Origin of the sequence: Streptococcus mitis (assembly GCF_047463435.1) — a bacterium.
Classification (GTDB): domain Bacteria; phylum Bacillota; class Bacilli; order Lactobacillales; family Streptococcaceae; genus Streptococcus; species Streptococcus mitis_DS.
The window spans coordinates 13,336-26,735 of record NZ_JASHDW010000005.1 but is presented as its reverse complement, the minus strand read 5'-3'; the positions used below and the strand labels follow the sequence as shown (position 1 = coordinate 26,735).

Below are 13,400 nucleotides of genomic sequence, written 5' to 3'. Positions count from 1 at the left end.
TTATTTATATTGTTTTAAATCTAAATCTTCCGCTTCATCAGCCAGACGAATGGCGGAGGCAATTTCAACTGCCATCCTGTGACTAACTACATCATGCACGCGCACCACTTCCACACCCTGTCTCGCAGCGATACTGGTTACATGAGCCGAAGCCGTATCTCGATTGCGGAAACCAAGTTCTGTCTCAGGATTGACTTCAAAACCATTTTCTTCAAGAATATTGATGACAAACCGCTTGCGCGACACTCCGAGAAAGATTGGATAGCCTTTCTGATGTAGTTTATCCAGATCCCGTAAAAGAAGCAGATTTTCTTTCTTGGTCAGACCAAAGCCAATTCCTGAATCCAGCAGGATGTTTTCTTGAGCAATCCCAGCTTCCTCTGCTCTCGCTAGTGCTCGTTCAAAAAAAGTCTCCATCAACTCTTCGATTGGCAATTTTTCAAAGTCAGCTAACTCTTCCTCTGTAAAAGCTTGTCCAAAACCAAAATGAGGAAAGATGAGCGAGCTAGGATGCTGAGGTCGAGCCATGACTGGATTAAACATAATGATTACTTTCGCTCCAGCCTTAGCAACCACATGGGCCATTTTTTCATCACCCATGAGACCAGTGATATCATTGACTAGATTGGCACCAGCAGCCAAAGCAGCCTCTGCCACCTGACTTTTCCAAGTATCAATAGAGATGAGGACATCACTTTCCTTGCGAATCGCTTTAATCACTGGAACAACACGCTGGATTTCCTCTTCTATCTCAACATAGCTGCTTCCCGGCCGAGTCGATTCTCCGCCGATATCTAGCATGCTGGCTCCTTCTGCTATCAATTTACGAGCCTGCTGGAGTGCTTGCTCAAGAGCAAAAAATTGACCACCGTCCGAAAAGGAGTCTGGGGTTACATTGATAATTCCGCAAATAGCTGTCTTTGCATGATTGGCTTTACTTGACATATCGGTCACTCCCTCAAGGCTTTTCACCATATTATTTCTCTATTTTACCATAAAAAGAAAAAGATGGACACGATTGCATTCATCTTTTTCCCAGTAGAAACAAGTAAGCAATTGTCAAAAATCTTAAACAGAGATCCCTAATGTCCGACTCAAAATCACCACGAGAGCCAACAAACAGAAAGCAACCCCATTCACAATCATGTGAAGTAAGATAGACATTTCCAAACGTTGGGTCTTGTAAGCCGTCCAAGATAGAACGATCGACATACCTCCATAAATCAATAAAGAAGGTAAATTACTTGGTTGATGCAATAAAGCAAACACAATCGTACCGACTACAAATCCCAAATTCTCCTTGCCTCGGAAAATCTTTTTAGGAACAATCCCACGGCACAAGATTTCCTCACAAATTGGAGCAAGCAAGGCCAACAAGAAGAAACTGGAAATCAGAGAACTATTCTGAACCATATCGTTAATCTGAGACTGATTCCCTGTTGTCGTCTCATTTGACAGTTGTAACAAGATAGAACCAAGTATATTTGACCCGATAATAACTAAATAACTCAAGCCCAAACGTGCCAAATCCTTCGCTCTAAAAAAAGAAAAATTAAAACTTGCTAATTGCGTTTTACGAGCTCCAAAAATAAATAGTGCCAAAACTACAATCGAAATACCAGCAACTATCAGTCCTGACTGCAACAGTGGTACTGCATTTAAAGTTAAAATAGCAGTAACCCCTATAGGAATCTGATATAAAATTGTCGCCAGCAAAAAGATTAACAGCCAACCTGCACGATTCAATAATTCTTTCCACATATTTTTCTCTTTCATCACCCATCTCCTTTATATTAAAAAAGGGGGAAAATCCCCCTGGGTTATCCTATTATAAGGCCATACTGATGTAGTTAAGGATAAACAAGGCATCCAAAATCCAAATCATGACATGAACATCTTTAGCTTGACCTTTAACAAGCTTAGTCAAAGTGTAAGTCAAGAAACCAACTGCAATCCCTTGAGTGATAGAGTAGCTGAATCCCATAAAGATAGATGTGAAGAAAGCAGGAACCGCTTCAGACATATCATCCCAATGGATATTTTTCAAGCTAGCCAACATCATAATCCCAACGATAATCAAGATTGGAGCTGTAGCGGCTGTTGGTACAATCGCTAGAAGTGGGCTAAAGAAGCTTGAGATCGCAAAACAGATTGCCACGACCAAGGCTGTCAAACCAGTACGTCCACCTGCACCGATACCAGCAGCAGACTCGACATAAGTCGTTACGTTCGAAGTACCAGCGATGGCACCAATTGAAGTACCAATCAAGTCAGAGTAAAGAGCCTTATCCAACTTAGCTGATTGGTGGTTTTCACCATTTGTCGCTACGATACCAACTTTTTCACCTGTACCGATCAAGGTACCAATTGTATCAAAAATATCTGTCAATGAGAAGGCAAGAATAGCCATCAGAGTTTCAGGCAAGCGAGCTGTATCTGAAATCAAAGCTCCCAAGCCTTCTGAACCAAGAGCTGCACCAAAGACTGTCTTCAAGTCTTCAAAGGCTGCACCAACGTGGTTATTAGCAAAATCGATACTAGACAAATCTACCAAACCAACTGCGATAGCAAGAACAGTTGTTGTCAAGATAGAGAGGATAATTCCCCCTTTAATCCCTTTGATAACAAAGAAGATCGTAATGGCAAGTCCTGCAAGAGCCACCAAAACAGCTGGATTATTAAAGCTGACCAATCCTGGAACTGCTGATGCATTTGCTGTAATCGCTGCTTGAGCCTTGTCAGCCCCTTCTCCTGCAACCGTGTAGTTCCCTGGATCAATAGAGAATTTCAAAAGCCCAGCATTCTTAATTCCCACGTAGGCAAGGAAGACACCGATACCAGCTGAGATAGCTGAGCGAAGGGCATTCGGAATCGATTCAATGATCATTTTACGAACATTTGTCAAGGTAATAATCAATGAAATGACCCCACAGATGAAGACCATAGCCAAGGCTTCTTGCCATGAATAACCAAGTCCGAATACAACTGTAAAGGTAAAGAAGGCATTGAGTCCCATACCTGGCGCTTGAGCATATGGCAAGTTGGCGTAGAAGGCCATCATCAGGGTACCAGCAACTGCACCGATAATCGTTGCGAGGAAGACACCTTGAGCAGGCATTCCTGTTTGCGAAAGAATTTGTGGGTTTACAAAGAGAATATAACTCATTGCAAAGAAGGTTGTTAAACCAGCGAGAACCTCTGTACGAACGTCTGTACCGTTCTCTTTTAGTTTAAATAATTTGTCCATTATCAATCTCCTTTTAATTTTTACGAACAATAATAGAATTATATCATTTATCATTCACTTTTTCAATATCTTTGTTTGATTTATTTAAGAATTTGATGAAATTTCATTTTTTGTTTGGAATCTGCTTTTCTGCCTGCTTTTTGTTATAATAGAAGACATCTTATCTGAAAAGACGCTAGAAAGGTCCCTATGACGAAAAAAATTATTGCAGTTGACCTGGATGGAACCCTGCTCAACTCAGACAGTCAGATTTCTGACTTTACCAAAGAAACCATAAAAAAAGTTACTGAAAAAGGGCATCAGGTTATTATTACGACGGGTCGCCCTTACCGCATGTCAAAAGATTTCTACCGTGAACTAGGCTTAAACACTCCTATGATTAATTTCAACGGTTCCCTCACTCATTTACCAGACCAAGTTTGGAACTTTGAAAAGTGTTTAACCGTAGACAAAAAATATCTGCTAGACATGGTTCAACGTTCAGAGGACATTCAAGCCGATTTTATCGCTGGAGAATATCGTAAAAAATTCTACATTACAAATCCCAATGAAGAGATTGCCAATCCCAAACTATTTGGGGTAGAAGCTTTCCAGCCTGAAGATCAATTCCAGCCTGAGTTAGTGACCAAGGACCCTAACTGTATTCTGTTGCAGACCAGAGCCAGTGACAAGTATGCCTTGGCAAAAGAAATGAACGCCTTCTACCAGTATCAACTGTCTATCAATACCTGGGGAGGTCCGCTCAATATCCTTGAATGTACCCCAAAAGGTGTCAACAAGGCCTTTGCTTTGGACTACTTGCTCAAGGTAATGAACCGTGACAAAAAAGATTTGATTGCCTTTGGAGATGAACACAATGATACCGAAATGCTCGCTTTTGCTGGGAAAGGTTATGCCATGAAAAATGCCAACCCAGAGCTACTCCCCTATGCAGATGAGCAAATTTCCTTGACAAATGACCAAGACGGGGTTGCCAAAACCCTGCAAGATTTATTCTTATAGTCCATTCTGACCAGCTTGCAAGCTGGTCTTTGTGCTCTTTTCACAGTCTCATCAACCAGTTAATCGATTGTTCTATTTTTTGCCTCCAAAACCTTGGAAAAGGCTTTCTTTTGTGATATACTTCACATATAAATACAAGAGAGCTCGTCACACTCGACTCTGTTGACACAAAATCAATCCAGTCCCGTTGTCCCTGTTCTCGGTCAATATCAAGGAGGATAGCTATGAAAGCTGTTGTTGTAAATCCAGAAAGCACTGGTGTTGCTATTGAAGAAAAAGTACTCCGTCCACTTGAAACTGGGGAAGCACTTGTAGAAATTGAATACTGTGGTGTTTGCCACACTGACCTTCACGTTGCTCATGGCGACTTCGGTCAGGTACCAGGACGTGTTCTTGGACACGAAGGTGTTGGTATCGTTAAAGAGATTGCACCAGATGTTAAGAGTCTTAAAGTTGGCGACCGTGTCAGCGTTGCTTGGTTCTTTGAAGGATGTGGCACTTGCGAATACTGTACAACTGGTCGCGAAACCCTTTGCCGTACAGTGAAAAATGCCGGCTACTCGGTAGATGGTGGTATGGCTGAACAATGTATTGTAACTGCAGACTATGCTGTTAAAGTTCCTGACGGACTTGATCCAGCCCAAGCCTCTTCTATCACATGTGCTGGTGTAACAACCTATAAAGCTATAAAAGAAGCAAAAGTTGAACCAGGTCAATGGGTTGTTCTTTACGGTGCTGGTGGACTTGGTAACCTGGCTGTTCAATATGCTAAAAAAGTATTCAATGCTCATGTCATCGCCGTTGATATCAATAACGACAAACTTGCCCTTGCAAAAGAAGTAGGTGCTGACATTGTTATTAACGGCCTAGAAGTTGAAGATGTACCTGGACTCATCAAGGAAAAAACAGATGGTGGAGCTCATTCAGCTGTCGTAACTGCTGTGTCTAAAGTTGCCTTCAACCAGGCTGTTGACTCAGTTCGTGCCGGTGGTCGCGTAGTCGCTGTTGGTCTTCCTTCTGAAATGATGGAACTCAGCATCGTGAAAACTGTTCTAGATGGAATCCAAGTCATTGGTTCTCTCGTTGGAACTCGTAAAGACTTGGAAGAAGCCTTCCAATTCGGTGCAGAAGGTTTAGTAGTTCCAGTTGTTCAAAAACGTCCAATAGAAGATGCCGTAGCCATTTTCGACGAAATGGAAAAAGGTCAAATCCAAGGACGTATGGTACTCGACTTCACCCACTAATCTATTAGAAACCTATTTTAAAAGTTGGAATACGCTTCCAACTTTTTTATATTAAATTTTTAAATAAGGATTCAAAAAAACTTCTCTAAAACTCAATATATCAATATTTTCAGATGTAATCTTTTTAATTATTTTATGATAAATAGTTGATTTTTAGATGAAAACGGTTTATACTTAAACAGTCTTAAAGTTTTCTTAAACGAAAACTAAAACAAAAAAGGAGGAATGACAATAATGAGTATCGGAATCATTATTGCGAGCCACGGCGAATTTGCTGCGGGTATTCATCAGTCAGGATCTATGATCTTTGGTGAACAAGAAAAGGTTCAAGTTGTAACCTTTATGCCAAACGAAGGTCCTGATGATTTATACGCTAAGTTTAATAACGCTGTTGCTGCATTTGACGCAGAAGATGAGGTTCTAGTTTTGGCTGACCTTTGGAGTGGATCTCCATTTAACCAAGCTAGCCGCGTGATGGGAGAAAATCCTGAGCGTAAGTTTGCCATCATCACAGGACTTAACTTACCGATGTTAATTCAAGCCTACACAGAGCGCCTCATGGACGCTGCTGCAGGTGTAGAAAAAGTCGCTGCGAATATCATTAAAGAAGCCAAAGATGGCATCAAAGCTCTTCCAGAAGAGCTAAACCCAGTTGAGGAAGTAGCAAGCGCTGCAGCTGCTCCAGTTGCCCAAGCTGCTATTCCAGAAGGAACTGTCATCGGAGACGGTAAACTCAAAATCAACCTTGCCCGTCTAGACACTCGTTTACTTCACGGTCAAGTTGCAACTGCTTGGACTCCAGATTCAAAAGCAGACCGTATCATCGTTGCTTCAGATAACGTAGCTAAAGACGAATTACGTAAAGAATTGATTAAACAAGCAGCTCCAGGTAAAGTGAAAGCAAACGTTGTTCCTATCCAAAAACTAATCGACGTTGCAAAAGACCCTCGCTTCGGAGGAACACATGCCCTTATCTTGTTTGAAACACCTCAAGATGCCCTTCGTGCTATCGAAGGTGGCGTGCCAATCAAAACTCTTAATGTTGGATCAATGGCTCACTCAACTGGTAAAACAATGGTTAACAACGTTTTGTCTATGGATAAAGAAGACGTTGCTACATTTGAAAAAATGCGTGACCTTGGTGTTGAATTTGATGTACGTAAAGTACCAAACGACACCAAAAAAGATTTGTTTGACTTGATCAACAAAGCAAACGTGCAATAATCGATTTTATGAAAGGATTTTAAAGATGTCTATTATTTCTATGGTTTTAGTAGTCGTTGTAGCCTTCCTAGCAGGTCTTGAAGGTATCCTCGACCAGTTCCAATTCCATCAACCAATCGTAGCTTGTACCCTTATCGGTCTTGTTACTGGTAACCTTGAAGCAGGGATCATCCTTGGTGGTTCTCTTCAAATGATCGCCCTTGGTTGGGCTAACATCGGAGCTGCCGTAGCTCCTGACGCTGCTCTTGCTTCTGTTGCTGCTGCCATTATCATGGTTCTTGGTGGCGACTTTACTAAGACAGGTATCGGTGTTGCCCAAGCAGTTGCTATCCCTCTTGCAGTTGCTGGTCTATTCTTGACTATGATTGTCCGTACACTCTCTGTCGGATTGGTTCACACTGCTGATGCTTCTGCTAAAAAAGGTGACTTCAAAGCAGTTGAACGTGCTCACTTTGTCGCACTTCTTCTTCAAGGTCTTCGTATTGCAGTCCCTGCAGCACTCCTTCTAATGGTACCAACTGAAACAGTACAAAGCATTCTAAATGCTATGCCTGATTGGCTTAAAGATGGTATGGCTATCGGTGGTGGTATGGTTGTTGCCGTTGGTTACGCTATGGTTATCAACATGATGGCAACTCGTGAAGTATGGCCATTCTTCGCTATCGGTTTCGTGCTTGCTGCCGTGTCAGATATTACTCTAATCGGATTTGGTGCTATCGGTGTTGCTATCGCTCTTATCTACCTTCACCTTTCTAAAACTGGTGGAAATGGTGGCGGAGGAGCCGCAACTTCTAACGACCCAATCGGCGATATCCTAGAAGACTACTAAGATAAGAAAGGACTGAAAACATCATGACTGAAAAACTTCAATTAACTAAATCAGATCGTAAAAAAGTTTGGTGGCGTTCAACTTTCTTACAAGGTTCTTGGAACTATGAACGTATGCAAAACTTGGGTTGGGCTTACTCATTAATTCCAGCTCTTAAAAAACTCTACACTAAAAAAGAAGATCAAATCGCTGCTCTTGAACGCCATCTTGAGTTCTTCAACACTCACCCATACGTAGCCGCTCCAATCATGGGGGTTACTCTTGCACTTGAAGAAGAACGTGCTAACGGTGTTGAGATCGATGATGCTGCTATCCAAGGGGTTAAAATCGGTATGATGGGACCTCTTGCTGGTATCGGTGACCCAGTATTCTGGTTTACAGTACGCCCAATCCTTGGATCACTCGGTGCTTCACTTGCCCTTACTGGTAATATCTTAGGTCCAATCCTCTTCTTCGTTCTTTGGAACTTGATTCGTATGTCATTCTTGTGGTATACACAAGAGATTGGATACAAGGCTGGATCAGAAATCACTAAAGATATGTCTGGCGGTATCCTCCAAGACATCACTAAAGGTGCTTCTATCCTTGGTATGTTCATTCTTGCTGTCCTTGTTCAACGTTGGGTAAATATTAAATTTGCTTTCGATGTTGCCAAAGTTCAACTAGATGAAAAAGCTTATATCCATTGGGATAAATTGCCAGAAGGATCTAAAGGTATCCAAGAAGCATTCGCACAAGTAGGACAAGGATTGTCTCAAACACCTGAAAAAGTTACTACTTTCCAACAAAACTTGGATATGTTGATCCCTGGACTATCAGGACTACTCCTTACTCTCCTTTGCATGTACTTGCTTAAGAAAAAAGTATCTCCAATCACTATTATCCTTGCACTCTTCGCAGTGGGTATTGTGGCACATGTTCTTCACATCATGTAATCAAGCAACTTAAAAGGAATCAGGTTCTAAAATCTGATTCCTTTTTTCTATGCTTTTATACTCAATGAAAATCAAAGAGCAAACTAGGAAGCTAGTCGCAGGCTGCTCAAAGCACTGCTTTACGGTTGTAGATAGAACTGACGAAGTCAGTAACCATACCTACGGCAAGGCGAAGCTGACGTGGTTTGAAGAGATTTTCGAAGAGTATTATTCTGCCAAGGCTCCCATTGGATCCCAAGGTGCAAGTACGATTGGTTCTGCTTCATAAGCAGCTTGTTCTTCTGCTGTCAGCAATTCTTTGCGAACAACGATTTGATATGTGTATTCGTCCATCCAAGCGTCTGAGGCAACAAAGTAACCATCGGTACCAACCTTGTCTCCCCATGAGTTTTCAACCTTCCACTTGGTTGATTTGCCATTTTCATCCAAATCAACACCTGTCAAGACCATAGCGTGGGTCATCAAGCTTTCGCTGTAGTCCAAACGTCCAGCCTTGTCTTGAGTGAGTTTAATGTCCATGCTTGATTCAAAGTCATAAACATCAGTCGCAAGGATTCCAGCTTTGCGGTTGCTGAGCTGGCCGACATCAGAACCAAACCAAACAGTCTCACCTGCTTGCATTTGGGCAATCGCTAATTCTTTCAAGCGTTCCATCGGTACATTGATGTAACGAACCGCACGGCTACCAACCACATTCCCCAACATCTCAACTGTGTAAGATTTGCCGTAAGGCTTGTCAGCAGTTGGGGCATTGATAACAGAAACATAGTCCTCTAGAGGAAGATTGACATATTTCTTGTAAAACTCTTGTGGTGTGATGCCCTTTTCGCTTTGGTAGTTGTTATCCTTATCGCGATAAGCAAAGTCAAATTTACGTGGTGGAAGGCCTAGGGACATAGCAAGAAAATTAAAGATTTCTTGCAAGAGGTCTTCTTTCTTAGCTTGAACAGTCGCTTGGTCTGCACCAGAAGCGAGCAAGTCACGCAAGATTTGAGCATCTTGACGAAGCAATTTGTTGAGAATGGCATTTAGCTCACGACTACTGCTAGATGAAACAGATTCAGGGTAAACCGACTTAGGAACGACACCGTATTTCTCAAAGAGAGACACCACCATATCCCACTGACCTCCGTCTTGTTGTGGTGTTTGGAGTAGGAATTTAACCTTACGGCTGGTCAAGTCTTGGTCTGCAGTCGCAATGACTTGCTCCAAGAACCAGTTTGATTTCTCATACTTGTCCCAGAAGAAGGTGTGGGCCTGTGATAACTCAAAATTTTCCAATTTATATTGTGAAATGAGTTTGTGGCGGAAGGTGTTAAGAGCTGCAAACATCCAGCAACGACCAGACGCTTTCTGGTTGGTTACCTTGTCCTTAGTCAAATCCAATGAGAAAACAGGTGTATTGTCTACATGGCTTTGGCGACGTTCTAGGGCTGCAAAAATTCCATTGTGGCTGGCTGCATTTTCAATCGCTTGGTATTTGACATTTGCTTCATAATTGGCAAATAATTTATCAGTAAATGATTCTTGAATCGCGTTCATAGATTCCTCCTTTTATTCTACAGTCTATTATAACTCTTTTCACAAAGTAAGCAACTGAAAAACATAAAAGGCAAGGATATTCTTCCTCACCTTTTTCGAATATAAACCAAATTAAGTAATACTAGCAAGAAGATTTTCTAATTCCTCCTTGGTCAAGCGACGCCATTCCCCTCGTTCTAAGTTCTCATCCAATACTAGCGTTCCCATAGTCAAACGTTGCAAGTCTACTACTTCCTTGCCACAGTAGCCCACCATACGCTTGATCTGATGAAACTTCCCTTCTGCAATGGTCACACGGATTTGGCTTTGATTCTTTTCTGGATCTATGGACACAATCTCCAGTCTAGCGGGCTGACAGGTAAAGTCTTTGAGCGGAATGCCCTTAGCAAATATATCCACATCTTCTTGGGTCATGATTCCCTTGACTTGTGCCAGATAAGTCTTGTCCACATGACGCTTAGGTGAAAGAAGAGCATGGGCAAGCTTGCCGTCATTGGTCAAGAGCAAAAGACCATGCGTGTCAATATCCAAGCGTCCTACTGGGAAAACTTCCTTGCTCCGAGCCAAGTCATCCAGCAAGTCCAGAACGGTTCTGTGCTTGGGATCCTCAGTCGCTGAAATAACTCCTTGGGGCTTGTTCATCATGTAGTAGACAAACTCCTCGTACTCCAGCACTTGACCGTCAAAGCGAATCTCATCTATTTTTTCATCAATCTGCAATTTAGCTGATTTCTCTTTTTTACCATTTACCGTCACGTGCCCAGCCTTGAGCAAGTTTTTGACCTCAGTCCGGCTCCCCACAGCGCAGGCAACTAAAAATTTATCTAATCTCATAGAATCATTATACCATATCAAAAGGAGGCCGTCTCAATAACCAACCTCCTTTTCGTTTCATACTCTTCAAAAATCGCTTCAAACCGCGTCAATGTCGCCTTGCCGTATGTATGGTTACTGACTTCGTCAGTTCTATCTGCAACCTCAAAACAGTGTTTTGAGCTGGCTTCGTCAGTTTCATCTACAACCGCAAAGCAGTGCTTTGAGCAGCCTGCGGCTAGTTTCCTAGTTTGCTCTTTGATTTTCATTGAGTATCAGATTTAAGAAATTAACTTCCTCGTCTCCAAAAAATTGCTAAGACAATCATGGCACCTAAAATCGCTGGGATAATGGCTGTTCCTGATAAAACTGGTCCCCAAGTTCCAAAGAGCAAGTGCCCCAGAAAGGCACCAATCCATCCGAGAAACATTTTCCCAAAGCATCCCATGCGTTCTCCACGATCGGTCAAAGCACCTGCCAAGAATCCCACTAGGAGACCAACAAACATACTTCCTATCATCTCAGCTCCTTAATTTGCCCAATCTCCGTTACGGAAGAGAGGTACACGTGTTCCATCCTCACGGATACCATCGATATCCATCTGATTAGAACCAATCATAAAGTCCACGTGAACATCTGAACGGTTAAGTCCCGCAGCTTCAAGCTCTTCTTCGCTCATCTCTGCGCCACCATCGACGCTAGTCGCATAGGCTGCACCGATAGCCAAGTGGTTTGAAGCATTCTCATCAAAAAGGGTGTTGAAGAAGGTAATGCCTGACTGAGAAATTGGACTTGGATCTGGTACCAAGGCACATTCACCCAAGGCACGCGCACCCGCATTTTCAAAGACAAGGTCTTTCATGACCTGATCCCCCTTCTCAGCAGTGATATCTACGATTTGTCCATCCTTAAAGGTCACCTTAATGCCTTCGATTATATTGCCATTATAGCTAAGCGGTTTTGTAGAGGTTACATAACCATCTGCACGACGGAAGTCAGGCGCTGTGAAAACTTCCTCTGTCGGCATATTTGGCAAGAATCCTTCGCCCTGTGCATTGATAGCCCCAGCTGATTCCCAAACGTGGTTCTTTGGCAAACCAAGTGTCAAATCTGTTCCTGGCGCTGTGTAGTGAAGAGCTGAAAATTGTTCTTTATTGAGCATATCAGCTTTACTCTTAAGGATAGCTGCATGCTCTTCCCAAGCCTTAACAGGATCTTCTTCGTAGACACGGCAAGTTTTGAAGATTTGGTCCCAAAGGAGATCAACTGCTTCTTCATCGCTCGCAGCATTTGGGAAGACTTTCTTAGCCCACTCAAGTCCAGCAGCAGCGGCTACAGTCCAGCTAACCTTGTTGGCTTGAGTTGCGATACGCATTGGCTTCATGGCAAGTCCCATGGCTTTAGCAGAAGCCGAAAGCTTGTCAGCATCCACTCCATTCAAAGCACCCGGATCAGATGAACGAACTCCAAGACGGCTAGCCTTGTTCTCCAAAAGATAGTTCATCTCAGCAATCTTATATTCTGGCACATTGTCCAAACGCTCCATCGGCGCATGGAGGAATTTCTCACGGTTAATCACATCATCTGTCCACTGAACAATAACCTCATGCGCACCCAAGGCATAAGCTTCTTTGACGATTAGATGCGCCAACTCACGTTGCTCCACATCGATAGAGAGAGCCAAAGTGTGACCAGGTTGCACGTTAATTCCGTTCGCAACCAACAATTTCGCATATTTTTCTAGATTTTCTTTAAAATTTGGTAAAACCATGTTGTTTTCTCTTTTCTATTTTTATTTTTCTTTCAAAGCAGAAAATAATCCTGCTAAAGCAATAGCGCCCGACAATAGTGCTGTTGATAGAAGAATTGTTTGATCAGCAAGTTCCAATTGATATTCAAATACCTTCTCAGCCGGCTTATCTTCCGCAAAAATTCTTAGTTTCATGAGAACCCCCTTAAAATTTATTAAAACAAATCACTATGACTTCCTGTCCTCAGCAAATTTAAAATCAATTCCGACTTGTCTACTTTATAAACCAAAAGCCAATCTGGCTGGATATGGCATTCACGAACTCCTTGAAAATGTTTGGATGCCGTCAATGGATGATCACGATATCTAGCAGGAAGTTCTTTTTCTTGAACAAGAAAATTTAAAACTTCTTCTAATAATTCTGCCTTCAAACCACGCTTCATAGCCAACTTAAAATCTTTTTTAAACTGTTTATGATAACGAATCTTAAGCACGCAAATCCTCCATCAAGTCAGAGACTGATTCAAAGGATTGGCTCATATTACGATTTTGGTCTAAATCCGTTAACACTTGAAGCAACTTCCGATTTTCGTCTAGTCTAACATCAAAAGGTAATCCCTGATATTGAATAGCCTGACGAAGGAAAATATTAATAGCTGTTGTCATATCCATTCCCAGATTACTAAACACCTGTTGGGCCTGCTCCTTCACCTCACTATCCAGACGGATGCTCATACTCGTCTTTGACATACTCTCACCCTCTTTCTATAGACTATTTTAACAAAAAAGAAGGCTAATGTAAATCTATTGGATA

The 13,400-nt window shown here is 42.2% G+C and carries 16 protein-coding genes; 5 read left to right on the top strand and 11 right to left on the bottom strand.

The window, feature by feature from the left end; translation table 11 throughout:
* The 3 genes from folP to QM843_RS03970 form a co-directional block, all read right to left on the bottom strand.
* A complete protein-coding gene (gene folP / locus QM843_RS03980) occupies nucleotides 1-975 on the bottom strand; it encodes a dihydropteroate synthase (RefSeq protein WP_261030977.1) in 975 nt (324 codons plus the stop codon).
* A 93-nt stretch (nucleotides 976-1,068) separates the two neighbouring features.
* Nucleotides 1,069-1,776: a CPBP family intramembrane glutamic endopeptidase gene (locus QM843_RS03975; protein ID WP_261150488.1), complete on the bottom strand. Its 708-nt coding sequence runs from the start codon at nucleotides 1,774-1,776 to the stop codon at nucleotides 1,069-1,071.
* Between the two features lie 52 nt (nucleotides 1,777-1,828).
* On the bottom strand, nucleotides 1,829-3,247 hold the full coding sequence (locus QM843_RS03970) for an NCS2 family permease (RefSeq protein ID WP_020900857.1): 1,419 nt from the start codon (nucleotides 3,245-3,247) through the stop codon (nucleotides 1,829-1,831).
* Between the two features lie 189 nt (nucleotides 3,248-3,436).
* Between QM843_RS03970 and QM843_RS03965 the strand changes: the two genes are divergently transcribed.
* From QM843_RS03965 to QM843_RS03945, 5 genes are all read left to right on the top strand, one after another.
* On the top strand, nucleotides 3,437-4,249 hold the full coding sequence (locus QM843_RS03965) for a Cof-type HAD-IIB family hydrolase (RefSeq protein WP_064276420.1): 813 nt from the start codon (nucleotides 3,437-3,439) through the stop codon (nucleotides 4,247-4,249).
* 224 nt (nucleotides 4,250-4,473) lie between these two features.
* A complete protein-coding gene (gene adhP, locus QM843_RS03960) occupies nucleotides 4,474-5,493 on the top strand; it encodes an alcohol dehydrogenase AdhP (RefSeq protein ID WP_000649144.1) in 1,020 nt (339 codons plus the stop codon).
* Nucleotides 5,494-5,727: 234 nt separating this feature from the next.
* On the top strand, nucleotides 5,728-6,717 hold the full coding sequence (locus tag QM843_RS03955; protein ID WP_004258131.1) for a PTS sugar transporter subunit IIB: 990 nt from the start codon (nucleotides 5,728-5,730) through the stop codon (nucleotides 6,715-6,717).
* Nucleotides 6,718-6,742: 25 nt separating this feature from the next.
* Nucleotides 6,743-7,546 carry a PTS mannose/fructose/sorbose transporter subunit IIC gene (locus QM843_RS03950; protein WP_000022716.1) on the top strand — a complete coding sequence of 268 codons (804 nt, stop codon included), beginning with the start codon at nucleotides 6,743-6,745 and terminating at the stop codon, nucleotides 7,544-7,546.
* A 23-nt stretch (nucleotides 7,547-7,569) separates the two neighbouring features.
* Nucleotides 7,570-8,481 carry a PTS system mannose/fructose/sorbose family transporter subunit IID gene (locus QM843_RS03945; RefSeq protein WP_000136864.1) on the top strand — a complete coding sequence of 304 codons (912 nt, stop codon included), beginning with the start codon at nucleotides 7,570-7,572 and terminating at the stop codon, nucleotides 8,479-8,481.
* A gap of 207 nt (nucleotides 8,482-8,688) precedes the next feature.
* Here the strand turns inward: QM843_RS03945 and pepC are convergent, their stop codons facing one another.
* From pepC to QM843_RS03905, 8 genes are all read right to left on the bottom strand, one after another.
* Nucleotides 8,689-10,023 (bottom strand): aminopeptidase C, encoded by a 1,335-nt coding sequence (gene pepC / locus QM843_RS03940; protein ID WP_153199307.1) that lies wholly within the window; start codon nucleotides 10,021-10,023, stop codon nucleotides 8,689-8,691.
* A gap of 111 nt (nucleotides 10,024-10,134) precedes the next feature.
* On the bottom strand, nucleotides 10,135-10,857 hold the full coding sequence (locus QM843_RS03935; protein WP_414304547.1) for a pseudouridine synthase: 723 nt from the start codon (nucleotides 10,855-10,857) through the stop codon (nucleotides 10,135-10,137).
* Between the two features lie 17 nt (nucleotides 10,858-10,874).
* Entirely contained in the window at nucleotides 10,875-11,105 is a 231-nt protein-coding gene (locus tag QM843_RS03930; protein WP_265470850.1) for a hypothetical protein, read from the bottom strand.
* 20 nt (nucleotides 11,106-11,125) lie between these two features.
* Nucleotides 11,126-11,356: a GlsB/YeaQ/YmgE family stress response membrane protein gene (locus QM843_RS03925; protein WP_265470848.1), complete on the bottom strand. Its 231-nt coding sequence runs from the start codon at nucleotides 11,354-11,356 to the stop codon at nucleotides 11,126-11,128.
* A 9-nt stretch (nucleotides 11,357-11,365) separates the two neighbouring features.
* Nucleotides 11,366-12,607 (bottom strand): aminopeptidase, encoded by a 1,242-nt coding sequence (locus QM843_RS03920; RefSeq protein ID WP_265470847.1) that lies wholly within the window; start codon nucleotides 12,605-12,607, stop codon nucleotides 11,366-11,368.
* A gap of 21 nt (nucleotides 12,608-12,628) precedes the next feature.
* Entirely contained in the window at nucleotides 12,629-12,781 is a 153-nt protein-coding gene (locus tag QM843_RS03915) for a hypothetical protein (RefSeq protein ID WP_000776626.1), read from the bottom strand.
* Nucleotides 12,782-12,801: 20 nt separating this feature from the next.
* Nucleotides 12,802-13,080: a type II toxin-antitoxin system YafQ family toxin gene (locus tag QM843_RS03910; protein WP_049551201.1), complete on the bottom strand. Its 279-nt coding sequence runs from the start codon at nucleotides 13,078-13,080 to the stop codon at nucleotides 12,802-12,804.
* A complete protein-coding gene (locus QM843_RS03905; RefSeq protein WP_049551202.1) occupies nucleotides 13,073-13,336 on the bottom strand; it encodes a type II toxin-antitoxin system RelB/DinJ family antitoxin in 264 nt (87 codons plus the stop codon). Before QM843_RS03905 ends, QM843_RS03910 begins: the two co-directional genes overlap by 8 nt.
* Nucleotides 13,337-13,400 lie beyond the last annotated feature (64 nt).